30 protein-coding genes are annotated in these 21774 nt (G+C 62.6%); 27 read left to right on the top strand and 3 right to left on the bottom strand.

Going from position 1 to position 21774, the window contains the following annotated elements; translation table 11 throughout:
• Positions 1-4: 4 nt before the first annotated feature.
• From rpsC to ACNAOH_RS08000, 16 genes are all read left to right on the top strand, one after another.
• Positions 5-700, top strand: a complete 696-nt coding sequence (gene rpsC / locus ACNAOH_RS08075) for a 30S ribosomal protein S3 (protein ID WP_443969685.1) — start codon at positions 5-7, stop codon at positions 698-700.
• Positions 701-730: 30 nt separating this feature from the next.
• Positions 731-1165 (top strand): 50S ribosomal protein L16, encoded by a 435-nt coding sequence (gene rplP, locus ACNAOH_RS08070; protein ID WP_443969684.1) that lies wholly within the window; start codon positions 731-733, stop codon positions 1163-1165.
• A 1-nt stretch (position 1166) separates the two neighbouring features.
• Positions 1167-1370 carry a 50S ribosomal protein L29 gene (gene rpmC / locus ACNAOH_RS08065; protein WP_443969683.1) on the top strand — a complete coding sequence of 68 codons (204 nt, stop codon included), beginning with the start codon at positions 1167-1169 and terminating at the stop codon, positions 1368-1370.
• Positions 1371-1384: 14 nt separating this feature from the next.
• Positions 1385-1648, top strand: coding sequence for a 30S ribosomal protein S17 (gene rpsQ, locus ACNAOH_RS08060; protein WP_443969682.1), 264 nt, complete (start codon positions 1385-1387; stop codon positions 1646-1648).
• Between the two features lie 72 nt (positions 1649-1720).
• Positions 1721-2089, top strand: coding sequence for a 50S ribosomal protein L14 (gene rplN / locus ACNAOH_RS08055; RefSeq protein ID WP_443969681.1), 369 nt, complete (start codon positions 1721-1723; stop codon positions 2087-2089).
• 2 nt (positions 2090-2091) lie between these two features.
• Positions 2092-2397, top strand: a complete 306-nt coding sequence (gene rplX / locus ACNAOH_RS08050) for a 50S ribosomal protein L24 (RefSeq protein WP_443969680.1) — start codon at positions 2092-2094, stop codon at positions 2395-2397.
• Positions 2397-2972, top strand: coding sequence for a 50S ribosomal protein L5 (rplE, locus tag ACNAOH_RS08045; protein WP_443969679.1), 576 nt, complete (start codon positions 2397-2399; stop codon positions 2970-2972). The genes rplX and rplE overlap by 1 nt, the downstream gene beginning before the upstream one ends.
• 41 nt (positions 2973-3013) lie before the next feature.
• A complete protein-coding gene (gene rpsN / locus ACNAOH_RS08040; protein ID WP_443969678.1) occupies positions 3014-3319 on the top strand; it encodes a 30S ribosomal protein S14 in 306 nt (101 codons plus the stop codon).
• Positions 3320-3331: 12 nt separating this feature from the next.
• Entirely contained in the window at positions 3332-3727 is a 396-nt protein-coding gene (rpsH, locus tag ACNAOH_RS08035; RefSeq protein ID WP_443969677.1) for a 30S ribosomal protein S8, read from the top strand.
• The gene (gene rplF / locus ACNAOH_RS08030; protein WP_443969676.1) at positions 3727-4260 is read left to right on the top strand and encodes a 50S ribosomal protein L6; all 534 of its coding nucleotides are present in this window, start codon (positions 3727-3729) and stop codon (positions 4258-4260) included. The genes rpsH and rplF overlap by 1 nt, the downstream gene beginning before the upstream one ends.
• Before the next feature lie 3 nt (positions 4261-4263).
• Positions 4264-4629 carry a 50S ribosomal protein L18 gene (rplR, locus tag ACNAOH_RS08025; protein WP_443969675.1) on the top strand — a complete coding sequence of 122 codons (366 nt, stop codon included), beginning with the start codon at positions 4264-4266 and terminating at the stop codon, positions 4627-4629.
• Positions 4630-4631: 2 nt separating this feature from the next.
• Entirely contained in the window at positions 4632-5375 is a 744-nt protein-coding gene (gene rpsE, locus ACNAOH_RS08020) for a 30S ribosomal protein S5 (RefSeq protein WP_443969674.1), read from the top strand.
• A gap of 6 nt (positions 5376-5381) precedes the next feature.
• Positions 5382-5558 carry a 50S ribosomal protein L30 gene (gene rpmD / locus ACNAOH_RS08015; RefSeq protein WP_443969673.1) on the top strand — a complete coding sequence of 59 codons (177 nt, stop codon included), beginning with the start codon at positions 5382-5384 and terminating at the stop codon, positions 5556-5558.
• A gap of 158 nt (positions 5559-5716) precedes the next feature.
• Positions 5717-6274 carry a 50S ribosomal protein L15 gene (rplO, locus tag ACNAOH_RS08010; RefSeq protein WP_443969672.1) on the top strand — a complete coding sequence of 186 codons (558 nt, stop codon included), beginning with the start codon at positions 5717-5719 and terminating at the stop codon, positions 6272-6274.
• A 185-nt stretch (positions 6275-6459) separates the two neighbouring features.
• Positions 6460-7824 carry a preprotein translocase subunit SecY gene (gene secY, locus ACNAOH_RS08005; protein WP_443969671.1) on the top strand — a complete coding sequence of 455 codons (1365 nt, stop codon included), beginning with the start codon at positions 6460-6462 and terminating at the stop codon, positions 7822-7824.
• Between the two features lie 64 nt (positions 7825-7888).
• On the top strand, positions 7889-8533 hold the full coding sequence (locus tag ACNAOH_RS08000; protein ID WP_443969670.1) for an adenylate kinase: 645 nt from the start codon (positions 7889-7891) through the stop codon (positions 8531-8533).
• Positions 8534-8563: 30 nt separating this feature from the next.
• On the opposite strand, the gene ACNAOH_RS07995 is transcribed toward ACNAOH_RS08000, so the two are convergent.
• Positions 8564-9808, bottom strand: a complete 1245-nt coding sequence (locus ACNAOH_RS07995) for a glycosyltransferase (RefSeq protein WP_443969669.1) — start codon at positions 9806-9808, stop codon at positions 8564-8566.
• A gap of 357 nt (positions 9809-10165) precedes the next feature.
• Here ACNAOH_RS07995 and rpsM point away from each other — a divergent pair, with 357 nt between their 5' ends.
• From rpsM to ACNAOH_RS07950, 9 genes are all read left to right on the top strand, one after another.
• Entirely contained in the window at positions 10166-10534 is a 369-nt protein-coding gene (rpsM, locus tag ACNAOH_RS07990) for a 30S ribosomal protein S13 (protein ID WP_443969668.1), read from the top strand.
• An 87-nt stretch (positions 10535-10621) separates the two neighbouring features.
• Entirely contained in the window at positions 10622-11011 is a 390-nt protein-coding gene (gene rpsK / locus ACNAOH_RS07985; protein WP_129404559.1) for a 30S ribosomal protein S11, read from the top strand.
• 116 nt (positions 11012-11127) lie between these two features.
• Positions 11128-12189 (top strand): DNA-directed RNA polymerase subunit alpha, encoded by a 1062-nt coding sequence (locus ACNAOH_RS07980; RefSeq protein WP_443969667.1) that lies wholly within the window; start codon positions 11128-11130, stop codon positions 12187-12189.
• A gap of 125 nt (positions 12190-12314) precedes the next feature.
• On the top strand, positions 12315-12740 hold the full coding sequence (gene rplQ, locus ACNAOH_RS07975; protein WP_443969666.1) for a 50S ribosomal protein L17: 426 nt from the start codon (positions 12315-12317) through the stop codon (positions 12738-12740).
• A 116-nt stretch (positions 12741-12856) separates the two neighbouring features.
• Complete coding sequence (locus ACNAOH_RS07970) at positions 12857-13138, top strand: metalloregulator ArsR/SmtB family transcription factor (RefSeq protein ID WP_443969665.1); 282 nt, start codon at positions 12857-12859, stop codon at positions 13136-13138.
• The gene (locus ACNAOH_RS07965; protein WP_443969664.1) at positions 13135-13311 is read left to right on the top strand and encodes a hypothetical protein; all 177 of its coding nucleotides are present in this window, start codon (positions 13135-13137) and stop codon (positions 13309-13311) included. The genes ACNAOH_RS07970 and ACNAOH_RS07965 overlap by 4 nt, the downstream gene beginning before the upstream one ends.
• 23 nt (positions 13312-13334) lie before the next feature.
• Entirely contained in the window at positions 13335-13793 is a 459-nt protein-coding gene (locus tag ACNAOH_RS07960; protein ID WP_443969663.1) for an SdpI family protein, read from the top strand.
• Positions 13794-13886: 93 nt separating this feature from the next.
• Positions 13887-16049: a prolyl oligopeptidase family serine peptidase gene (locus ACNAOH_RS07955; RefSeq protein ID WP_443969662.1), complete on the top strand. Its 2163-nt coding sequence runs from the start codon at positions 13887-13889 to the stop codon at positions 16047-16049.
• Positions 16050-16060: 11 nt separating this feature from the next.
• Entirely contained in the window at positions 16061-16759 is a 699-nt protein-coding gene (locus tag ACNAOH_RS07950) for an HPP family protein (protein ID WP_443972081.1), read from the top strand.
• A 68-nt stretch (positions 16760-16827) separates the two neighbouring features.
• On the opposite strand, the gene ACNAOH_RS07945 is transcribed toward ACNAOH_RS07950, so the two are convergent.
• The gene (locus ACNAOH_RS07945) at positions 16828-17490 is read right to left on the bottom strand and encodes a PEPxxWA-CTERM sorting domain-containing protein (RefSeq protein ID WP_443969661.1); all 663 of its coding nucleotides are present in this window, start codon (positions 17488-17490) and stop codon (positions 16828-16830) included.
• Between the two features lie 271 nt (positions 17491-17761).
• Here ACNAOH_RS07945 and ACNAOH_RS07940 point away from each other — a divergent pair, with 271 nt between their 5' ends.
• Both ACNAOH_RS07940 and guaA read left to right on the top strand, forming a co-directional pair.
• The gene (locus ACNAOH_RS07940) at positions 17762-18397 is read left to right on the top strand and encodes a hypothetical protein (protein WP_443969660.1); all 636 of its coding nucleotides are present in this window, start codon (positions 17762-17764) and stop codon (positions 18395-18397) included.
• Positions 18398-18457: 60 nt separating this feature from the next.
• Positions 18458-20044 carry a glutamine-hydrolyzing GMP synthase gene (gene guaA / locus ACNAOH_RS07935; protein WP_443969659.1) on the top strand — a complete coding sequence of 529 codons (1587 nt, stop codon included), beginning with the start codon at positions 18458-18460 and terminating at the stop codon, positions 20042-20044.
• A gap of 3 nt (positions 20045-20047) precedes the next feature.
• On the opposite strand, the gene ACNAOH_RS07930 is transcribed toward guaA, so the two are convergent.
• On the bottom strand, positions 20048-21712 hold the full coding sequence (locus tag ACNAOH_RS07930) for a hypothetical protein (RefSeq protein WP_443969658.1): 1665 nt from the start codon (positions 21710-21712) through the stop codon (positions 20048-20050).
• Between the last annotated feature and the right edge of the window lie 62 nt (positions 21713-21774).

Below are 21774 nucleotides of genomic sequence, written 5' to 3'. Positions count from 1 at the left end.
GCTCATGGGTCACAAGAGCAACCCGATCGGTCTGCGTCTGCAGATCAACCGCACCTGGGACAGCCGCTGGTTCGCGGAAGGCCAGGATTATGGCCGCATGCTGCTTGAGGATCTCAAGATCCGCAAGTTCGTGATGAAGACGCTGCCGCAGGCCGCGATCTCCAAGGTGGTCATCGAGCGTCCGGCCAAGCTGTGCCGCGTTTCGATCTACGCAGCCCGTCCCGGTGTCATCATCGGTAAGAAGGGTGCGGACATCGAGAAGCTGAAGAAGCAGATCGGTGCGATGACCTCCAGCGAGGTGAGCCTGAACATCGTCGAGATCCGCAAGCCGGAGATCGATAGCAAGCTCGTCGCGCAGGGCGTCGCCGACCAGCTCGAGCGTCGCATCGCCTTCCGCCGTGCCATGAAGCGCGCGGTTCAGTCGGCCATGCGTCTCGGTGCAGAAGGCATCAAGATCCAGTGCGGTGGCCGTCTCGGCGGTGCCGAAATCGCCCGCGTCGAGCGTTATCTCGAAGGTCGTGCGCCTCTGCACACGCTTCGCGCCAACATCGACTACGCGGAAGCTGAGGCCCACACGGCATATGGCGTGTGCGGCATCAAGGTGTGGATCTTCAAGGGTGAAATTCTGGGCCACGATCCATTGGCGACTGACCGTCTGATGCTTGAGGCGCAGACCTCCGGCGTCCGTCCGGCACGCTGACGGCCGGCAGGAAAGATAAGGTAGAGCATCATGCTGCAACCGAAGAAAATGAAGTTCCGCAAGGCCTTCAAGGGGCGGATCAAGGGCGAAGCGAAGGGCGGCACTGACCTCAACTTCGGCGCCTATGGTCTCAAGGCTCTTGAGCCGGAGCGGATCACCGCCCGCCAGATCGAAGCGGCCCGCCGCGCGATCACGCGCCACATCCGCCGTCAGGGCCGCTTGTGGATCCGCGTCTTCCCGGACGTGCCGGTCTCCAAGAAGCCTGCCGAAGTCCGTCAGGGCAAGGGCAAGGGTTCGGTGGAATACTGGGCTGCCCGCGTGAAGCCGGGTCGTATCCTGTTCGAGCTGGACGGCGTGTCCGGTCCGCTCGCTGCCGAGGCCTTCTCGCGCGCTGCGATGAAGTTGCCCATCAAGACCAAGGTCGTCGCCCGTCTCGGTGACACGACCCATCTGGGAGGCGAATGAGATGGCGAATATCGCTGACCTCAAGACCAAGACGGACGACGAGCTCTCCAACGAGCTTTCCGCCCTCAAGCGCGAGCAGTTCAACCTGCGCTTCCAGGCCGCGACCAGCCAGCTCGAGAAGCCGAGCCGGGTGAAGGAAGTCCGCCGGTCGATCGCGCAGATCAAGACCCTGCAGACCGAGCGTTCGCGCTCGGCCGCGAAGTAAAAGGAAGCCAGACGATGCCCAAGCGCGTGCTGACGGGAACGGTGGTTTCCGACAAAGGCGACAAGACGGTCGTGGTCCGCGTGGAGCGCAAGGTGAAGCACCCGCTCTACGGCAAGATCATCCGCCGTTCGAAGAAGTATCACGCCCATGATGAAGCCAACGAGTTTCATGAGGGCGAGACGGTTCGCATCGAGGAGACCGCACCGATTTCGAAGCTGAAGACCTGGAAGGTCATCGCTCGAGTGGATGCGCACAAGGCTCCCGAAGTCGCCGCCTGAAACGATCAACTGGAACCGCCAGGCCTGCAACATGCGGGGTCCCGGTAGGCCGAATGAGAAGGAACCGGATCAATGATCCAGATGCAGTCCAATCTTGAGGTCGCTGACAACAGCGGCGCCAAGCGCGTCCAGTGCATCAAGGTGCTCGGCGGCTCCAAGCGCCGCTTCGCGGGCGTTGGCGACATCATCGTCGTCTCCGTGAAGGAAGCAGCGCCGCGCGGCCGCGTGAAGAAGGGTGACGTGCACCGTGCCGTCATCGTCCGCACCGCCAAGGACATTCGTCGTCCCGACGGCAGCGTGATCCGCTTCGACAGCAATGCTGCCGTGCTGGTCAACAAGAACGAGGAGCCGATCGGCACCCGCATCTTCGGCCCGGTGGTGCGCGAGCTGCGCGCCCGTGGTCACATGAAGGTCATCAGCCTGGCTCCGGAGGTACTGTAACCATGGCTGCCAAGATCAAGAAGGGTGACACGGTCGTCGTGCTCGCCGGCAAGGACAAGGGCCGCACCGGCTCGGTCCTGCAGGTCATGCCGAAGGAGGACAAGGTGCTCGTCGAGGGCGTCAACGTCCACGCGCGTCACCGCAAGCCCGACCAGGCGAACCCGCAGGGCGGCATCGACCGCAAGCCCGCGCCGCTGCACATTTCCAACGTCGCGATTGCCCAGGACGGCAAGGCCACGCGCGTCCGCTTCGAGGAGCGCGACGGCAAGAAGGTCCGCGTCGCGGTCAAGACCGGGGAGGTCATCTGATGGCTGACAAGTATATCCCGCGTTCGAAGTCGCTCTATGACGAGACCATCGCCAAGGCGATGACCGAGAAGTTCGGTTACAAGAACGTCATGGAAGTCCCCAAGATTGAGAAGATCACGCTCAACATGGGTGTGGGCGAAGCGACCCAGGACAAGAAGAAGGTGACTTCGGCAGCCGAGGAGATGGAACTCATCGCCGGCCAGAAGCCCGTCATCACGAAGGCGAAGAAGTCGATCGCGCAGTTCAAGCTGCGTGAGGGCATGCCGATCGGCGCGAAGGTCACTCTTCGTCGTGAGCGCATGTACGAGTTCCTCGACCGTCTGGTGACGATCGCGATGCCCCGCATCCGCGACTTCCGGGGCCTCAATCCGAAGAGCTTTGACGGCCGTGGCAACTATGCCTTCGGCATCAAGGAGCAGATCATCTTCCCGGAGATCAGCTATGACCGCGTCGACAAGGTGCGCGGCATGGACATCATCGTGACGACCACGGCCAAGACGGACGACGAAGCGCGCGAACTGCTGCGCCTCTTCGGCTTCCCGTTCCCGGTCGAGGCCGAGCAGCAGGCTGCCTGAGCGTGGCCGGACAGACATTTTAAGGAAGAGAGCTTAAGTCCATGGCGAAACTGAGTTCGATCAACAAGAACGAGCGTCGCAAGCAGCTGGTGAAGAAGTACGCCGGCAAATATGCGAAGCTCAAGGCAATTGCGAACGACGAGTCCCTCGATGATGGCGAGCGCCTCATCGCGCGTCTCAAGCTGGCCGAGATCCCCCGTAACGGCAACCCGACCCGGGTTCGCAACCGTTGCGAGCTGACCGGCCGTCCGCGCGCCTACTACCGCAAGTTCCGGCTTTGCCGTGTTCAGCTGCGCGATCTGGCCAACAAGGGCCTGATCCCCGGCGTCACCAAGTCGAGCTGGTAAGGATAAACAGAGATGGCACTGACCGATCCTTTGGGTGACATGCTCACCCGCATCCGCAATGGCCAGCAGGCTCGCAAGGACAGCGTGGTTTCGCCCGCGTCCAAGCTCCGGGCCCGCGTGCTCGACGTGCTTCAGCGCGAGGGCTATATCCGTGGCTACAGCGAAGAGCAGCTGGGTGATCACCCGGGCCTGCGCATCGAGCTGAAGTATTTCGAGGGGCAGCCGGCGATCAAGCATGTCGCGCGTGTCTCGAAGCCTGGCCGCCGCGTCTATTCGGGCTCCAAGGAACTCCCGATCGTGCGCAACGGCCTGGGTATCACCATCGTCTCGACGCCGCGTGGCGTGCTCTCGGATGCCGAAGCGCGCGACCAGAATGTCGGCGGCGAAGTGCTGGCGGAGGTGTTCTGATGAGCCGCATCGGCAAAAAGCCGGTCGCCATTCCTTCGGGCGTGACCGCGACCATCGACAACGGCCAGCTCTCCGTGAAGGGCCCCAAGGGCACGCTCGCGCTCGCGATGCGTGACGAGATCAGCTATGTGGTTGAGGACGGCAGCATCTCCGTGACGCCGGCCAATGGCACCAAGCAGGCTCGCGCTTTCTGGGGCATGCAGCGCACGCTGGTGCAGAACCTCATCACAGGCGTGACCGAAGGCTTCTCCAAGAAGCTGCTGATCACCGGCGTGGGCTACCGTGCAAATGCGCAGGGCAAGAACCTGAAGCTGCAGCTTGGCTACAGCCACGATGTCGATTTCCCGGTGCCCGAGGGCATCGAGATCAAGACCCCGGACAACACCACGGTGGAAATCAGCGGGATCGACAAGCAGAAGGTCGGCCAGGTTGCCGCCGAAATCCGTCGCTGGCGTAAGCCCGAGCCCTACAAGGGCAAGGGCATCAAGTATGACGGCGAGTTCATCTTCCGCAAAGAAGGCAAGAAGAAGTAAGCCATGGCGAAACTCTCTCTCTTCGAGCGGCGTCGTCGCCGCGTTCGCACCGCGATCAAGGCACGCGCCGGCAGCAAGCCGCGCTTGTCCATCCACCGTTCTGGTCGGCACATCTACGCCCAAGTCATCGACGATGCTGCGGGCAAGACGCTCGCTGCCGCCTCGACCCTGGACAAGGACGTCGGCGCCAAGTCGCAGGGCAAGACCGGCGCAACGTCCGAAGCAGCTGCCGATGTCGGCAAGCGCGTCGCGGCTGCGGCAGCCAAGGCCGGTGTCACACGCGTCGTTTTCGATCGCGGCGGTTTCCTCTTTCATGGCCGCGTGAAGGCGCTAGCCGACGCCGCCCGTGAGGGCGGACTGGAGTTCTAAGCATGGCAGACGAAAACACCACTGGCGAAGGCAATCAGCCCGAAGCGATCCTGGCTCCCGGGACGACGCCTCAGGATGTGACCAACCCCGCAGAGGGCGGCGAGCAGCGTCGCGGTCGTGGCGGACGTGGTCGTGGCGGCAATGACCGCGGCGGTGGCCGTGGTCGTCGTGACGACCGCCGTGGCCGTGGCGGCAACGAGGAGGATGGTGGCGAGGAGTTCGTCGAGAAGCTCGTCCACATCAACCGCGTCTCCAAGACGGTGAAGGGTGGTAAGCGCTTCGGCTTCGCGGCATTGGTCGTCGTAGGCGACGGCAAGGGTCGTGCCGGCTTCGGCCATGGCAAGGCTCGCGAGGTTCCCGAGGCGATCAGCAAGGCGACCGCCGCCGCCAAGAAGGCGATGGTTCGCGTGCCGCTCAAGGAAGGCCGCACTCTGCATCATGACGGCCTCGGCCATTTCGGTGCCGGCAAGGTGACCGTACGTTCGGCTCCGGCCGGAACCGGCATCATCGCGGGCGGCCCGATGCGCGCTGTCTTCGAGAGCCTAGGCGTGGCGGATGTCGTGACCAAGTCGAACGGCACGTCGAACCCGTACAACATGATCCGTGCGACCTTCGCGGCGCTCGGCGAGCAGACCAGCCCGAAGTCGGTCGCCCAGCGCCGTGGCAAGAAGGTCGCTGACTTGCTGCGTCGTGGCGGCGCCTCGGCCGAGGTTGCTCAGGCCGACGCTGAAGCGATTGCGGAGTAAGGACTTATGGCGAAGATCAAGATCAAGCAGATCGGTTCGCCGATCCGTCGCCCCGCCGACCAGAAGAAGATTCTGATCGGCCTCGGCCTTGGCAAGATGAACCGCGTGGTGGAGCTGGAAGATACTGCGGAAGTCCGCGGTGCGATCGCCAAGCTGCCGCACATGGTGGCCGTGGTCGACTAAAAGTTATGGTTCCGGGTTGCCGGAATCGATCAGGGTCGGGCGCTGCCTTGCGAGGTGGCGCCTGATCGTTTAATGGCCCCGGCTTCACCCGGAGGCAGGTAAGGCAGGGCGCGCAAGCATCCTGTCCCGCGCGACAAAAGCGAAAGCGAGTGCACGACATGACTTTCAAACTGAACGAACTCACCGACAATGAAGGCGCCCGCAAGGGCCGGATGCGCGTTGGACGCGGCATCGGCTCGGGTAAGGGCAAGACCGCCGGTCGTGGCCAGAAGGGCGCCAAGGCGCGCTCGGGCGTGGCGATCAACGGCTTTGAGGGCGGCCAGATGCCGCTCCACATGCGCATCCCGAAGCGCGGCTTCAACAACATCTTCGCCAAGGACTATGCCGAGGTGAACCTCGGTGCGATCCAGAAGGCGGTCGACGCCGGCAAGCTGGACGCCAAGGCAGTGATCGATCAGGCGGCGCTGCGCGCTGCGGGTCTGTCGCGCGGCGGTAAGGACGGCGTGCGTCTGCTCGGCAAGGGCGAATTCACCGCTAAGCTGAACTTCACAGTTGCGGGCGCATCCAAGGGTGCGATCGAGGCTGTCGAGAAGGCTGGCGGCAAGGTTGACGTTCTCGCAGTGACCCCGGCCGGCGAAAAGGCCGCTGCCAAGAAGGGCAAGGGCGAAGCCGCGGCGAAGGCCAAGGCCAAGTATAGCGCCGCCAAGAAGGGCTGATCGCGCCCGGCGGACTTGTAACATTGGCCCCGCTGCCCGATATGGCCGGCGGGGTCATCCTTTTTCCGGGACATCGCGCACTACCGAATCCTCTTTGATCGGAAGCGGCGAGGGGGTATGGCCCCGGCTTTGCCAATGCGGGTGCCCGCGCTCTGCGGGCCGAATATTCAGGATTGCTACGGATCATGGCATCACGCGCCGATCAACTCGCTTCCAGCTTCAGCCTCGCCAAGTTCAGCAAGGCGACGGATCTCAAGAAGCGGCTTTGGTTCACCATTGGGGCGCTGATTGTCTTCCGCTTTCTCTCCTTCGTGCCACTGCCGGGAGTCGATCCCACGGTGCTCGCGCAGCTCTATCGGCAGACGCAGGGCGGTATTCTCGATATCTTCAACACCTTTTCGGGTGGCAGCCTAGAGCGCATGAGTCTCATCGCGCTCGGCGTCATGCCCTACATCACGGCGTCAATCGTCGTGCAGCTTTCTGCATCGCTTTCGCCCACATTGGCGGCGATCAAGAAAGAGGGCGAGAGCGGCCGCAAGAAGCTGAACCAGTATACCCGCTACGGCACTGTCGCGCTGACTGCAGTGCAGGGTTATTTCATCGCCGTGGGTCTTGAGAATTACGGCGCGCAGTCCGGGCTTCAGGCCGTGGTCGTGCCCGGCATGCTCTTCCGGATTGCGGCGGTCATTTCCATGATCGGCGGCACGATGTTCCTGATGTGGCTGGGCGAGCAGATCACCAGCCGGGGTATCGGCAACGGCGTGTCGCTCATCATCATGGCCGGCATCGTCGCCCAGCTCCCTGTGACGCTCGCGAACCTGTTCGAATCGGGCCGCACCGGTTCGATCTCGGGCCTGCTGATCTTCGCGGTGATCGTCCTTGGCTTCGGTCTCATTCTCTTCATCTGCTACATGGAGCGAGCGCAACGCCGTGTCCTCATCCAGTATCCCAAGCGCCAGACGCGCCAGGGCCTGATGCAGGCGGATCGCAGCCATCTTCCGCTCAAGGTGAATACCGCAGGCGTCATCCCGCCGATCTTTGCCTCGTCGCTGCTGCTGCTGCCGCTGACCATCACGCAATTCGCGGGTAACCGCGTGGCCGGTGAAAGCCGCTGGGGCGACTTCGTCCTGGGGATCAACCAGTATCTCTCGCACGGCACGCCGGTCTACATGGCGCTCTATGGCCTCGGCATCGTGTTTTTCTGCTTCTTCTACACGGCGGTTGTCTTCAACCCCGAGGAGACGGCGGACAATCTGAAGCGGAACGGCGGCTTCATTCCGGGCATCCGCCCCGGCAAGAGCACCGAGACCTATCTCGATTATGTGCTGACCCGCATCACTGTGGTCGGCGCCGCCTATCTGGCCGTGATCTGCCTCATTCCCGAGTATCTCATCGCGCGGGCCGGCATTCCCTTCTATTTGGGCGGCACGAGCCTGCTCATCGTGGTCAACGTGACCGTCGATACGGTGACCCAGATTCAGAGCCATCTCATCGCGCATCAATATGGTGACCTCATCAAGAAGGCTCGCCTGAAGGGCCGGATGCGCTGACGCCAGGGTGTCGCGGGTCGGGGTGACCCGCGGGACCGTGGCCACGTTTTGCAATGGAGGGGGCATGAACATCATCCTGTTGGGGCCGCCGGGAGCCGGCAAGGGCACCCAGGCGCAACGTCTCGTCGCCGAGCGCGGCATGACTCAGCTTTCCACCGGCGACATGCTGCGTGCCGCAGTGAAGGCCGCCACGCCTGTGGGCCTCAAGGCCAAGGCCGTGATGGAGGCGGGCGAGCTCGTTTCCGACGAGATTGTTTCCGGCATCATCGGCGAGGCGCTGGATGCGCTGGACGTCGGGGCCGGCGTCATCTTCGACGGCTATCCGCGCACCGCCGCGCAGGCGCATTCACTCGACGGCATTCTCTCTGACAGGGGCCGGACGCTCGATCATGTGATCGAGCTGGACGTGGACGAAGATGCGCTCGTCGAGCGGATCACCGGTCGCTTCACTTGTGCGACGTGCGGGGCGGGCTATCACGACACGTTCAAGCAGCCCAAGGTCGCGGGCGAGTGCGATGTGTGCCATGGCCACGAATTCAAACGCCGCCCGGACGACAATGAAGAAACGGTCCGCACCCGGATGGCAGAGTATCGCGCGAAGACGGCGCCGATCCTTCCGATCTACGAAGAGCGCGGCATCGTATCGCGCGTGGACGGCATGGCGGACATCGACGACGTGGCGAAAGCGATCGACGCGATACTGGACTGAGTCAAAAGCCCAAAGCGTGATGATAGCACGTCAGGGCAGGCGAAGCGTTTCCAACAAAAAGCTGGCGCGCGTGCGATGCATGGCCTGGTGTGTGCGGTCACTTGCAAATGCGAGGGCTTTTTCTCCCATCCCTGCGAGTTTTTCGCGGGCTTGAGATGCTTCGCGCAGGCGCTCTGCTAGTTCGCCTGCCGAGCCCGGGGAAAACAACATAGCATTTTCGTGCTCTTTCACGATTTGCAGAATACCTGACGTCCGGCTGGCAATGCACGGTATGCCTTGACTGAACGCGTCGTAAATTATGCGCGGCTGTTCCTCTTTGAGATTGGCGACGATTATCGCATCATATCTGGAGAGCAGAGTAAAAAATGCCGGGCCATACTCGACGGGCTCCAGCAGCGACATTTGCACCGCGCGGCCAGTATGCCCCTTCAGGAATCGGCGGACCTCAGACTCCATCGGACCTGAGCCGATTATGTCTATTATGATTGGCGAGCTGCCGGGTTTGTTGAGATAATTCTGTTCGATCTCGGTCACTGCGTCGAGCAAGGTTTGTACGCCCTTATCGCCGATCAACCGAACCGGCATAAGCAATTTCACGGGCCCGGATTTCAGGATTTGCTGCGTTTTGAGGTTGGCGAAGTCCAGAACATCCTTCTCGCCGACCCAACTTGCTTCATTGATGAGGGTATTCCGCGTATCTCCACCCAGCATATGGTCACGATACCAATCCTGAGTGAAAATGCGGATATCCGCTGCTTTCAGACAGCTCCGAACGAGCGCTAAATGCAGGTGATGACCCAGCCACTGCCGAAGACCGTTTCGCACTGCGGTGTGCTTCATCCAAAAGGATGATTCCATCACTGTTATCCACTGAAACGACAGGAACGGCTTCAGGGCAAGGAGATAATAATCCAGCGGGAAGGCCCATCCTGCCAGTCCGCCATGAACAATGTCGGTCTTCTTTACGGCCCGAGAAACTTGCACGAAGTTGGGAACGATGTTTGCCGCGACCGACAGCCATCCTTTATCTTCTCTCAGCGGTGTGACCCTATCGAGCGAAAAGGGCTCCAACGAGACGATGTCGGGCGGCGCATCCGCAATATCATTCACCGGGCAACAGAGCCGCAAACGAGGGATATAATTGAGGTGTTCGAGCAGATCGATGCTCCACAGCTTTCCGGTATATAGCTTCCCCTGATTGTCCTTGAACAACGGGATGCGTGTGAGAAGCACATAACGCGCTTCGATTGAGCGCGGATTGGTCGAAATCGTCATGAGGAGAGAGTCCAGTTGTATTAGCGGGCTATCACACAAAGCGGCCTGAATCATGCCGAGTAACCAAGGCTCGACATGACAGGCACTCGTTAAAGAGTGTTAGCATGTCTATTGCCATGTCGAAGCGAGCATCGCTGTGAATGCAGCGTGTGCGAACGCCGAACGTGCCTGGCTCCGCAGGCCGGCCCGCCAGTTGACAGTTTCCCCGACTCACTGTAATGCCCGCCGATCCCAAGACTGGAAGCTGCCGGCAGCGCATTGGCGCGCTTGCCGTTCTTTTTGCGTCCTGGGTCACATCGAAGCGACGAGATAGGGGCGTCCGCCAAGGCCCCCTGTGGAGCAGGAGAATAGTTCGTTATGGCACGTATTGCGGGTGTTAATATCCCGACCAACAAGCGCGTTATCATCGCGCTGACTTACATTCACGGAATTGGCTCCAAGAGCGCCGTGGACATCGCCGACAAGCTGGGCATCGACCATAGCCGCCGTGTTCAGGATCTGTCCGACGCGGAAGTGCTGCAGATCCGCGAGGCTATCGACGCGAACTACACCGTCGAGGGTGATCTTCGTCGCAACACTGCGATGAACATCAAGCGCCTGATGGATCTGGCCTGCTATCGTGGTCTGCGTCACCGTAAGGGCCTGCCGGTCCGCGGTCAGCGCACGCACACCAATGCGCGCACCCGCAAGGGCAAGGCCAAGCCGATCGCAGGCAAGAAGAAGTAAGCGCCGAAAGGCCTTTCTTCTCCGCCGGAGGATGGCGCGCATATCGCGCCCTTCCAGCTCAACCAGTTTCAGTAGGATAGTCAGCACATGGCACGGGAACCTCAGCGCATTAAGCGGCGCGAGCGCAAGAACATCTCGGCGGGCGTCGCGCACGTCAACGCCAGCTTCAACAACACCATGATCACCATCACGGACGCGCAGGGCAATGCGATCAGCTGGTCCTCCGCCGGCATGATGGGCTTCAAGGGCTCGCGCAAGTCGACCCCTTATGCCGCGCAGGTCTGCGCCGAGGACGCGGGCCGAAAGGCTGCCGAGCATGGCGTTCGTACCTTGGAAGTCGAGGTCAAGGGCCCCGGTTCGGGCCGCGAGAGCGCCCTGCGCGCCCTTCAGGCCGTCGGCTTCACCATTACCTCGATCCGCGACGTGACGCCGATCCCGCATAACGGCGTCCGTCCCTCCAAGCGTCGCCGCGTCTGATTCTTGCCGTCTGACGGGAGGAGCGGACGCGCTTCTCCCGCGCTGAATGCCTCACCGGCCGGGATCGATCGGACCAGCCCGATGATCGACCTCCGCCAAATCCCAAGGGGATATACATGACTGTCAACATGAAGAACTGGCAGGAACTCAAGAAGCCCAGCGGCCTCGACATCAAGGCGAGCGGCGATGGCAAGCGCAAGGCGACGTTCGTTGCCGAGCCTCTGGAGCGCGGCTTCGGCCTGACGCTCGGCAACGCGCTGCGTCGCGTGCTGCTCTCCTCTCTGCAGGGCGCGGCCGTCACCTCGATCCGTATCGAGAACGTGCTTCATGAGTTCTCGTCTCTCGCCGGCGTGCGTGAGGATGTGACCGACATCGTCCTCAACGTGAAGCAGATCGCCCTCAAGATGGAAGGCGAAGGCCCCAAGCGCCTGCAGCTTTCCGCGACCGGCCCAGCCGCCGTGAAGGCAGGCGACATCGCGGTGACAGGCGACATTCAGGTGATGAACCCGGATCTGGTCATTTGCCATCTCGACGAGGGTGCGAGCTTCAACATGGAGCTCACCGCCGACGTGGGTAAGGGCTATGTTCCCGCCGTTGCGAACCGTCCGGTCGATGCGCCGATCGGCCTCATCCCGATCGATGCGCTCTATTCGCCGGTACGCCAGGTTGCCTACAAGGTGGACAATGCGCGCGTCGGGCAGGAGCTGGACTATGACAAGCTCAGCCTCACCATCGAGACCGACGGCACGGTGACGCCTGAAGACGCCGTGGCCTATGCCGCGCGCATCCTTCAGGATCAGCTGCAGCTCTTCGTCCACTTCGAGGATGCGCTGCCGACTGCCGGCGCCAGCACCAGCGTCGCTGCCCACGCAGCCGACGAGGGCGAGGGCGATGCCAACCAGATCAACCGCTACCTCCTCAAGAAGGTGGACGAGCTGGAGCTTTCGGTCCGTTCGGCCAATTGCCTCAAGAACGACAACATCATCTACATCGGCGATCTGGTCCAGAAGACCGAAGCCGAGATGCTGCGCACGCCGAACTTCGGCCGCAAGTCGCTCAACGAGATCAAGGAAGTGCTCTCCTCGATGGGTCTGCGCCTCGGCATGGACATTCCTGGCTGGCCGCCGGAGAATATCGAAGAGATCGCCAAGAAGCTCGAGCAGGAACTTTTGGGCTAAGATATCGGGCAGGGCCGGGAGTGCTTTCCGGCTCCGCTTCACAAGGGGTTTGGGCGGCGCCCCGTTTTCGCTGCCTGGGTGGGAGTGCCTGACACGGCTCCCTCACGAACGAGAAAGAAGATAAGATGCGTCATAAAATGGGTGGCCGTAAGCTGCAGCGCACCACGGGCCATCGCAACGCGATGTTCCGCAACATGGCGGCCTCGCTCATCAAGCATGAGCAGATCACCACCACTGTGCCCAAGGCGAAGGAGCTTCGCCCCTATGTCGAGAAGCTGATTACGCTGGCCAAGAAGGGCGGTCTTTCGAATCGTCGTCTGGCTCATGCGCGTCTCCTCGACGATGCGCAGCTCACCAAGCTGTTCGACGTGCTGGCCGAGCGTTATGCAGGCCGCAACGGGGGCTACACCCGCATCATCAAGGCGGGCATTCGCGCTTCCGACGCCGCGCCGATTGCGATCATCGAGCTGGTCGACCGCGACACCTCGGCGAAGGGTCAGGATTCCGGTCCGGTCCAGAGCTTCGAGGAAGAGGAGCTGGAAGCAGCCTAAGCTCTTCCGCTTCGAGCGATAAATCAAAGAAGGCTCCGTGCACACACGGGGCCTTTTTTGTTGTCTGAGCGGCTTATTTCGATTATTAGCGAATCATCGAAATAAGGATGGCCGGCATGGACTCGGTTTTTGATGCGCTGGCGCACCCCACCCGCCGCAGAATACTCGAGATGCTGCGGCAGGGCGCAATGAGCGCCGGAGACCTCGCCAATGCCTTTCCCGTCTCGAAGCCGACCATGTCCGCCCATTTCGCCAAGCTGAAGGCGGCCGGTTTGGTGCAGGCCGAGAGCCGGGGCACGAGCCTCATTTACACGCTCAATCTCTCGGTCGTGGAGGAGGCGCTGATGGGCTTCATGGGGCGGTTGAATCTCGGAGCGAGCAAGGAGGACGGGCAATGAGCTGGAAGTCGATGATCGGTCTGTCCTGCGCGGTGGTCGCGGCGCTGGCGGCGCTGGCGCTTGCAGCATGGCTGCGCCTGCCGGCGGATGCGATGCTCCCTATCCACTGGAACGCGGCAGTGGGGCGGACGGATTTGCCCGCGCCGGCATCGCGCTCGCGCTGCCGGTTCTGATAGCGGCGGCGATCTCGACGGTCATGGCGATCCTGCCCCGCATCGAGCCGCTTCAGAAGCAACTCAGCGAAAGCCATGTGTTTTATCGGGCGGTGTGGATCGCTCTGCTGGCGATCTTTGCGTTGGTCGAGGCAATGGTGGCGCTGCCCGCCTTCGGGTTCCATCTGCCCGGTACGCTTGCCCTCGTTGGGGTGGGCGCGCTGTTTCTGGTGCTGGGCAACCTACTGCCCAAGACCAGACCGAGCTTCTTCCTGGGTATTCGCACGCCCTGGACACTGACTGATCGGGAGAACTGGATCGCCACGCATCGTCTGGGTGGGCGGACGATGATGGTAGGTGGGCTGATGATCCTCGCCGCTGCGCTGGTCCCGGCAGGCATTCGGGCGGGCTTGGTCATCGCGGGAATCGCTGTGGCCGTGCTGCCGCCACTTCTCTATTCCTACCTGTTCTGGCGTCGCGCGCATGGGGCGGGAGACGCCTGAGCGAAGCGCCATGGAAAACCGGTTTCCGCTTTCGCGCACGATGTTCTACGGTCGCGGCCAACAGGTCATCCCCAGAATGGAACGCCGCCTTTCATGCTTACTCCGCGCCATGCCGCCGCGCTTCTCCTGATCTCCATGACAGTCCCATCCTCCTCTTCAGGCGCGGCAACCGCGCAGGCCTCATCACCAGCGATGACCTATCCCGAGACAAAGCGCGTCGATCAGGTCGACGAGCAGTTCGGAGTGAAGGTTGCCGATCCATATCGGTGGCTGGAAACCGACGTGCGTACCGACAAGGCCGTCGCGGACTGGGTCGAGGCCGAGAACAAGGTGACGCAGAGTTACCTTGCGACGGTGCCGGGACGCGACATCCTGCAGAAGCGCCTCGCCGCGCTCTATGATTACGAGCGTTACGGAGTGCCGAGGAAAGCAGGCGCGCGCTATTTTTACACGCGCAATTCCGGCCTCCAGAACCAGTCGCCGCTCTATGTGCGCGAGGGCCTGAGCGGAGAGCAGCGCGTTCTCGTGGACCCCAATGCCTTCGCGCAGGACGGCGCGACCGCACTTGCCGAGTGGACGCCATCGGACGATGGCAAATATCTGCTCTACGCGGTGCAGGACGGCGGGACGGACTGGCGCATCCTCCGCATCATCGACGTCGACACCGGAAAGGCGCTCGACGACGAAGTGCGCTGGGTGAAATATTCCAACCTCGCCTGGCGGAGCGACGGCAAGGGCTTCTTCTACTCGCGTTTCGAGGCACCGGGGGCGGGCAGCGAGTTCCAGTCGACGGTCGAGAACCAGACCGTCTATTATCATGCGGTCGGCACCCCGCAGAGCGCAGACGTGCTGGTCTATGCGACGCCTGATCGCCCGAAGCTGGGCCACAGTGCCGAAGTGACCGACGATGGGCGCTGGCTGCTCATCACGTCGAGCGAAGGCACGGATGAACGCTACGAACTGACTCTCATTTCGCTCACGGACGAGACGCCGAAACCAGTCACGCTGGTCAAGGGGCTCCGCTATGAGTGGGTGCTGGTCGGCAATGTGGGCGATACGCTCTACTTCCGGACCAATAATCGCGCGCCGCGCGGCCGGCTGGTGACGCTGGACGCGCAGCGGCCGCGCAAGGGGCCGGTCCAGATCGTGCCGCAGAGCAAGGAGACGCTCGTCGGCGCCTCGATGATCGGCAGCCGCATCGTGATGGCCTATCTCTCCGATGCGCGGACCATGGCCCAGCTTGTCGACCTCAAAGGCAAGGATGTGGGCGACGTGCCCATGCCGGGTATTGGCTCGGCAGCCGGCTTTGGCGGCAAGAGCGGCGATCCGGAGACCTTCTTCAGCTTCTCCAGCTATACCCAGCCGTCCACCATCTATCGCTATAATACCGCTACGGGCGAGACGAGCGTGTTCGCGGCGCCGAAGCTCGCCTTCGATCCCGCCCAGTTCCAGACGGACCAGATCTTCTATCCCTCCAAGGATGGCACGCAGATCCCGATGTTCCTCGTCCGCCGCAAGGATCTGGCGGTTGCCGGAAAGCCCGCGCCGACGCTGCTCTACGGATATGGCGGCTTCAACATTTCCCAGACGCCCAGCTTCTCGCCAACCAAGCTTGCCTGGATCGAGCAGGGCGGCACGCTGGCTATCGCCAATCTGCGGGGCGGCGGCGAATATGGCAAAGCCTGGCATGATGCCGGCCGCCTCTCCAACAAACAGAACGTGTTCGACGACTTCATCGCGGCTGGTGAGTATCTCAAGGCCAGCGGCTATACCGGGCAGGACCAGCTTGCCATCGAGGGGCGCTCGAATGGCGGCTTGCTTGTCGGCGCCGTCGTCAATCAGCGGCCGGATCTCTTCGCTGCGGCGCTGCCGGCGGTGGGCGTCATGGACATGCTGCGCTTCGACCGATTTACGGCCGGGCGCTATTGGGTGGATGACTATGGCTATCCGAACAGGGAGGCCGATTTCCGCAACCTGATTGGCTACTCGCCCTATCACAATGTGAAGGACGGGGTGGACTATCCTGCCATCCTCGTGACGACTGCAGACACTGACGACCGTGTGGTGCCGGGGCACAGCTTCAAATACACCGCCGCGCTCCAGCACGCGAAGATCGGCAATAAGCCGCATCTCATCCGCGTCGAGACGCGCGCGGGACATGGCTCGGGCAAGCCGACCGACAAGATCATCGACGAGACCGCCGATGCCTACAGCTTCATCGCGAAATGGACGGGGCTGACGATCGGCGCAAAATGACGAAGCGTGCGATGATGATCTTTACGCCGATCCTTGCCGGCGCGCGCCTCCCCGAGCGGCTTCTCGCCTGCCTCGGCGCGGCGATCTGCATCTCGCTGACGATCGTGGTGTGCGCCGCGCTGCCCATGAGCGCGGAGGATCTCCCGGTCATCGTCGCGCCGCTGGGCGCATCGGCCGTGCTGGTCCTCGCGGTGCCGACCAGCCCGCTCGCGCAACCCTGGTCAGTGGTGGGCGGCAATGTCCTTTCCTCGCTGGTGGGTGTCGCCGTCTACCATCTCGTCCCGAACATGACTTGGGCGGCTGGTCTGGCCGTTGGCGGAGCGATCCTGGTCATGTCGCTGGCGCGCTGTCTGCACCCGCCCGGTGGCGCGGCCGCGATGACCGCAGTGATAGGCAGTCAGGCGATCCACGACTTCGGATTCGCCTTCGCTTTCGTTCCGGTCGGGCTGAACTCGATTGCGCTGGTGACGCTGGCCACCGTCTTCAATCGCACAACGGGCCATGTCTACCCGCATCAGGCCGTTACGCCTCCGGCATCTCCGCCGGACCGAACGCAGCTGCTCATCGAGGCGGATATCGATGCCGCGCTCGAAGACATGCACGAAAGTTTCGACATCAGCCGGGAAGATCTTCAGGCCCTGCTGCAACGAGCCGAAGCGCATGCACAGACACGGCGTGACGCGTCGAAGCGCAGCCGGCCGCGTCGCTAAGGGCGCTTTCCAGTCAGGCGGCGCGACCCCACGCCGCGCCGCCTGCATTTAATCCTGAAACTGGCCCGTCAGGCGAAGCGGACAATCGCCGTGCGCCGCCGCAACGCTGCGCCGGCGAGCCCAAAGCCCGCAATCATCATCGCCCAGGTCGCGGGCTCCGGCACAGCGCCAGTGCCGTTGAAGCGCACTTCAGACAGGCCGGACGCGTAAGTATCGTAGATGGTGCCCGCGGAATAATTGTTGAGAATGTCGATCCGCACATAGCGGGCATCGCCACCGAACGCGAAATTCTGCGCGGCTTCTGAGGCTCCGGTGCCGCGGGCAAGCGTGCTGACGAGCGCTTCGGTAAACGTGACGCCGTCAAGCGAAGTGAGGATACGGAAGTCCTTCACGCCGCGATCAAGTGTCGAAATGACGCCGGGGATCTGAACGCCGTCAGCATAGTTGAACTGCCAGATGTCCGCGCTGCTCATGGTGAACACGCTGCCAAGATCGAAGGTGATTTTTGCGAGGCGTTCAACGGCATCCTGCTCGGTCATCCACATGTTACCGAAAAAGCCATCATGCAGGCCGCCACTAAGCCCGCTGCCATTGATGAGATTCGCCGGCGTGTAAAAGCCGTTGTTGAACGTGCTGGTGGCGCTCACGCTGACCGGAACGATCGTCGCGGCGTGGGCGGGAAGAGACAGGGCGGCGATGCCGAAAGCGGCACTCACGAACGTCTTTTTCATGGTGGATAGCCTTTTGAACGAGGAAGGACGCCCGGCTGAGTTGGTTAACAGCCGGATAACAAAGGCTATCGGCAGCTTATCTGACAGTGTCGTGACGATGCTGTCATCGGGTCGTCAAAAGACGCATCGGACATGCTGATAATGTCTCAATATCGGACGACGGGAGTCCCGGACAAACGGGGCGCTGCCATTCAGCCCCCACTCATGATTGCGGCGCCACAAATCGGCTGTCGGCGAAAATGCGTCGACCATTGTGGAAAGAGCGCTGCTGATGATCCGTTTTCGCGCCAAACTTGCGCTAAGCCTTGCAACCGCCGCCATGGTCGCGCTGCCGGTCTCGTCTGCTTTGGCTCGACCTTGGGGTTGGGGCGCTCCGCGCTACGGTAATGGCTATGGCTACCCCTATCGCTACGGGCGCTATCCTTATTATCGCCGCGACAATAGCGGCGCGGTGATCGGTGCGCTGCTCGGCGTGGGACTTATCGCGGCGGTCGCGGCCTCGGCAAGCAAGGCCAATCGTGCCCGCACGGACCGCGATTCGCGGGACTATAGGGACGACGATTTCCGTGATCGCGACGATCCGCGTTATAGGGACAACAGCGCCTATAGCGACTCGCGCGCCTATGATGGGCGGGAGGAGACCGCGCGCTACGACAGCGGAGCGGCGGGATCATCCGACGAAGACGCGGCGGTAGACGCTTGCGCGCTGGCAGCACGCGATGAGGGCTCGCGCAACGGCTATTTCGCGGAAGTGCGCGATATCACCGATACAAGGCGGACGAATGACGGCGGCTATACCGTGCTGGGGACGCTCGACCAGCGCAGCAGCTATCGCGGCGCAAATGGCCTGCCGCGCGCTTTCTCCTGCTCATGGTCGGACGGCGAGGTGCGCGTGCGCCTGAGCTGATGCGGACTGGCTGAACTTCGCCGGGTGGACAGGCTCGCGCCTCTCCCCTAATCGCTGGCCATGCCAGCCACCGACTCTCCCCATTCGCATAATGACACAATCCTGATCGTCGACTTCGGCTCTCAGGTAACCCAGCTGATTGCCCGCCGCGTGCGCGAAGCTGGCGTCTATTCCGAAATCGCGCCGTTCACGCAGGCCCAGGCCGCCTTCGAGCGGATGAAGCCGCGCGGCATCATCCTTTCCGGCTCGCCCGCGGGTGTGCTCGAGGAAGGCAGTCCTCGTGCGCCGGAGAGCCTGTTTGCGGCCGCCATACCGATCCTCGGCATTTGCTACGGCCAGCAGGTGATGAGCCACCAGCTAGGCGGCGAAGTGCGGCCGGGCCATGAAACGGGGGAGGGCGGCGAGTTCGGCCGGGCTTTCCTCACTGTGACCGAGCCCTGCGCATTGTTCGACGGGCTGTGGGGTGTCGGTGAGCGCCATCAGGTGTGGATGAGCCATGGCGACAAGGTCACCAAGTTTGCGCCCGGCTTCAAGATCGTCGCCGTATCGGATGGCGCGCCCTTTGCCGTGATCGCGGACGAGGAGCGCAAATTCTACGGCACCCAGTTCCACCCCGAGGTCGTGCATACGCCCGATGGTGGCAGGCTCATTGCCAATTTCGTGCGCCATGTCTGCGGCTGTGCGGGCGACTGGACCATGGCCGAGTTCCGCGCCACCAAGATCCGCGAAATCCGCGAGCAGGTCGGCAGCGGCCGGGTGATCTGCGGCCTTTCGGGCGGCGTCGATTCAGCGGTGGCGGCCGTCCTCATCCACGAGGCGATCGGCGAACAGCTCACCTGTGTTTTCGTCGATCACGGCCTCATGCGGCTGGGCGAAGCGGAGCAGGTCGTCTCGCTGTTCCGTGGCCACTATAATATCCCGCTGGTGCATGTGGACGCGAGCGACATGTTTCTTGGCGGTCTGGCCGGCGTCACTGACCCGGAGGCCAAGCGCAAGTTCATCGGCAAGGCGTTTATCGACCTATTCGAGGAAGAGGCCCGCAAGATCGGCGGCGCGGATTTCCTTGCGCAGGGCACGCTCTACCCCGACGTGATTGAGAGCGTCTCGTTCACGGGCGGGCCGAGCGTCACGATCAAGAGCCACCACAATGTCGGCGGCCTTCCCGAGCGCATGAACATGAAGCTGGTCGAGCCGCTGCGCGAGCTCTTCAAGGATGAAGTGCGCGTGCTCGGCAAGGAGCTGGGCCTGCCCGATGTGTTCGTCGGTCGCCATCCCTTCCCCGGCCCCGGTCTTGCCATCCGCATTCCCGGTGAGGTCACGAAGGAGCGCTGTGACATCCTGCGCAAGGCTGACGCGATCTATCTGGAGGAAATCCGCAAGGCGGGCCTCTATGATGCGATCTGGCAGGCCTTCGCGGTGCTGCTCCCCGTGCGCACGGTGGGCGTGATGGGCGACGGACGCACTTATGACAGCGTGCTGGCCCTGCGTGCCGTCACCTCGACGGACGGCATGACGGCGGACATCTATCCGTTTGACGCCAGCTTCCTGAGCCAGGTCGCCACGCGCATCATCAACGAAGTGCAGGGCGTCAACCGGGTCGTCTACGACTATACCAGCAAGCCGCCCGGCACCATCGAATGGGAGTGACGCTCAGATCAGCTGATCTGTCGTCGCCACGGCGCGCACTGCCGCCTCGCCCAGCCGATCCCGTAATTGCGTGAGATACAGGCTGCGCGGGAACACATGCTGGTCGAGCGACTCCATATAGCCGTTCTCCCGGCTGGTATCCTGGAAGGGCACGTTGAAGACCACTGCGTTCACGCCAATGTGACCGAACGTGTAGTTCTGCGCCGTCGGCGGCTTCTGGATGAGGAAATTACCCTCGCAATTCCAGAAGACCGTGTTGGCACCAGCCCAGCCTATGATGAAGTTCTTCCAGAAGCGGGCGGTGAGTGGCGCCTGGATATTGTCATAGAGGTTGCCGGTGGCCCATTGTTCATGGGGTTCGCTCGATGAGTAGGGCTTCGTCGCCTTGCAATCGAGGAAGACGTTGCCGCTGCCGCTTGGCTGCCCGGTCATGAAGGAATGCCGCCCCTTGTCGGACTGGCACCGCTGCACGAGGGCGAGCTGACCGCGCAGCGCGAACACGAACCGGCGCGCGCCCCGGCGCTGCGAGATCGGCTCGCGCGATACGCAGTCCTGCACCGTGATCCATTTGGTCGCCGGACCTGCTCCGACCATGCTGTTGACGAAGTGCAGCGCCGTGGCGTTCCGTACCCAGCCGTTCGTCACATTGTCGAACGTCACGAAATTGTTGAAGTGGTTCTCGTCGGAATAATATTCTTCCGCCGCGTAGCTGTCCCGGTCCATGTTGCCATAGTCCTTGGTGCGTACGCCGGGATCGAACTCGGAGACGCCGCGCATATTCTCGACGCCGATATTGGCGATGCGACCGGCATCGTCATATTTGAGCACTTCGCCGCCGCCCCACTGCTTGTCGATCGCGCAGGTGATCGGCGCGTCGATCGTGATCGTGTCGCCGGAGACCTCGACGATCACGCGATCCCACTCGATGTTGAAGGGCTTCCAGCGCGCGCCGGGCGGGTCATTGTTCATGCCCACGGCATCGATCCACGCCTGATTGCCGATACGCCGCACAATGACGCTGTCACCCCGTTTGAACGAGCGGCCGGAGGCGACGCGGAAACGGCGGGAACCTACGGGCACGAAGGTGTCGGTTACGACGCGCTTCGACGCTTCGTCGATCTTCGGTCCGGCGGCACCGGCGATCTGAATGAGGGTTGGACGCGGCGGCGGTCCGGCACGTCGGCCGCCCGCGCCCGGCGCCGCATTGGGATCAGCCGGCGGGCGACCGGTTCCCGTGCCAATCAGGACAGTGCCGGTGTCGCCCATGCCCTCGCCGCGCAGCACGACGCCGCTCGCCCGGACGTTGACTGGCAGCGCCATCCGATACTCGCCGGCCCGCAGCAGCACCGTCCCGCGAAAACCGTTGGCATCCAAAGGGAGCGCGGACACCTTGTCGATCGCAGCCTGAATATGCGCGGTATTGTCACCGGCGACCGGCCAGATGGTTTCCTTAATCGCCACCATCGGGATCGCGACGCCGCCGCCGCCATAGCCCGCGTGCGAAGCATCATGGATCACATTGCCCTGTTCATCGGGCACATAGACGAGCTTTCCGTCCGTACCGGGATAGACCCGCGATGTGGTGGGAGGAAGGTCCATCCCCCACGCGCGCGATGCCAGCGGTGCCACCGCCGCAAACTGCAAAATACCACGACGGGACAGCTTCATGCCAAGACCTCTCCATTCGCCGCACGCACGTAACGGTCGGCGCGTTTCTCACTGGCTTTGCG

This window comes from Sphingobium sp. CR28 (assembly GCF_052327305.1).
Classification (GTDB): Bacteria; Pseudomonadota; Alphaproteobacteria; order Sphingomonadales; family Sphingomonadaceae; genus Sphingobium.
The sequence above is the reverse complement of the archived record's forward strand: the minus strand, read 5'-3'. Positions and strand labels throughout refer to the sequence as shown.

Excerpts from the sequence above, each read along its gene's own strand:
- rpsC (WP_443969685.1), top strand. The coding sequence starts at position 5 with ATGGGTCACAAGAGCAACCCGATCGGTCTGCGTCTGCAGATCAACCGC.
- rplP (WP_443969684.1), top strand. The coding sequence starts at position 731 with ATGCTGCAACCGAAGAAAATGAAGTTCCGCAAGGCCTTCAAGGGGCGG.
- rpmC (WP_443969683.1), top strand. The coding sequence starts at position 1,167 with ATGGCGAATATCGCTGACCTCAAGACCAAGACGGACGACGAGCTCTCC.
- rpsQ (WP_443969682.1), top strand. The coding sequence starts at position 1,385 with ATGCCCAAGCGCGTGCTGACGGGAACGGTGGTTTCCGACAAAGGCGAC.
- rplN (WP_443969681.1), top strand. The coding sequence starts at position 1,721 with ATGATCCAGATGCAGTCCAATCTTGAGGTCGCTGACAACAGCGGCGCC.
- rplX (WP_443969680.1), top strand. The coding sequence starts at position 2,092 with ATGGCTGCCAAGATCAAGAAGGGTGACACGGTCGTCGTGCTCGCCGGC.
- rplE (WP_443969679.1), top strand. The coding sequence starts at position 2,397 with ATGGCTGACAAGTATATCCCGCGTTCGAAGTCGCTCTATGACGAGACC.
- rpsN (WP_443969678.1), top strand. The coding sequence starts at position 3,014 with ATGGCGAAACTGAGTTCGATCAACAAGAACGAGCGTCGCAAGCAGCTG.
- rpsH (WP_443969677.1), top strand. The coding sequence starts at position 3,332 with ATGGCACTGACCGATCCTTTGGGTGACATGCTCACCCGCATCCGCAAT.
- rplF (WP_443969676.1), top strand. The coding sequence starts at position 3,727 with ATGAGCCGCATCGGCAAAAAGCCGGTCGCCATTCCTTCGGGCGTGACC.
- rplR (WP_443969675.1), top strand. The coding sequence starts at position 4,264 with ATGGCGAAACTCTCTCTCTTCGAGCGGCGTCGTCGCCGCGTTCGCACC.
- rpsE (WP_443969674.1), top strand. The coding sequence starts at position 4,632 with ATGGCAGACGAAAACACCACTGGCGAAGGCAATCAGCCCGAAGCGATC.
- rpmD (WP_443969673.1), top strand. The coding sequence starts at position 5,382 with ATGGCGAAGATCAAGATCAAGCAGATCGGTTCGCCGATCCGTCGCCCC.
- rplO (WP_443969672.1), top strand. The coding sequence starts at position 5,717 with ATGACTTTCAAACTGAACGAACTCACCGACAATGAAGGCGCCCGCAAG.
- secY (WP_443969671.1), top strand. The coding sequence starts at position 6,460 with ATGGCATCACGCGCCGATCAACTCGCTTCCAGCTTCAGCCTCGCCAAG.
- ACNAOH_RS08000 (WP_443969670.1), top strand. The coding sequence starts at position 7,889 with ATGAACATCATCCTGTTGGGGCCGCCGGGAGCCGGCAAGGGCACCCAG.
- ACNAOH_RS07995 (WP_443969669.1), bottom strand. The coding sequence starts at position 9,808 with ATGACGATTTCGACCAATCCGCGCTCAATCGAAGCGCGTTATGTGCTT.
- rpsM (WP_443969668.1), top strand. The coding sequence starts at position 10,166 with ATGGCACGTATTGCGGGTGTTAATATCCCGACCAACAAGCGCGTTATC.
- rpsK (WP_129404559.1), top strand. The coding sequence starts at position 10,622 with ATGGCACGGGAACCTCAGCGCATTAAGCGGCGCGAGCGCAAGAACATC.
- ACNAOH_RS07980 (WP_443969667.1), top strand. The coding sequence starts at position 11,128 with ATGACTGTCAACATGAAGAACTGGCAGGAACTCAAGAAGCCCAGCGGC.
- rplQ (WP_443969666.1), top strand. The coding sequence starts at position 12,315 with ATGCGTCATAAAATGGGTGGCCGTAAGCTGCAGCGCACCACGGGCCAT.
- ACNAOH_RS07970 (WP_443969665.1), top strand. The coding sequence starts at position 12,857 with ATGGACTCGGTTTTTGATGCGCTGGCGCACCCCACCCGCCGCAGAATA.
- ACNAOH_RS07965 (WP_443969664.1), top strand. The coding sequence starts at position 13,135 with ATGAGCTGGAAGTCGATGATCGGTCTGTCCTGCGCGGTGGTCGCGGCG.
- ACNAOH_RS07960 (WP_443969663.1), top strand. The coding sequence starts at position 13,335 with ATGGCGATCCTGCCCCGCATCGAGCCGCTTCAGAAGCAACTCAGCGAA.
- ACNAOH_RS07955 (WP_443969662.1), top strand. The coding sequence starts at position 13,887 with ATGCTTACTCCGCGCCATGCCGCCGCGCTTCTCCTGATCTCCATGACA.
- ACNAOH_RS07950 (WP_443972081.1), top strand. The coding sequence starts at position 16,061 with ATGATGATCTTTACGCCGATCCTTGCCGGCGCGCGCCTCCCCGAGCGG.
- ACNAOH_RS07945 (WP_443969661.1), bottom strand. The coding sequence starts at position 17,490 with ATGAAAAAGACGTTCGTGAGTGCCGCTTTCGGCATCGCCGCCCTGTCT.
- ACNAOH_RS07940 (WP_443969660.1), top strand. The coding sequence starts at position 17,762 with ATGATCCGTTTTCGCGCCAAACTTGCGCTAAGCCTTGCAACCGCCGCC.
- guaA (WP_443969659.1), top strand. The coding sequence starts at position 18,458 with ATGCCAGCCACCGACTCTCCCCATTCGCATAATGACACAATCCTGATC.
- ACNAOH_RS07930 (WP_443969658.1), bottom strand. The coding sequence starts at position 21,712 with ATGAAGCTGTCCCGTCGTGGTATTTTGCAGTTTGCGGCGGTGGCACCG.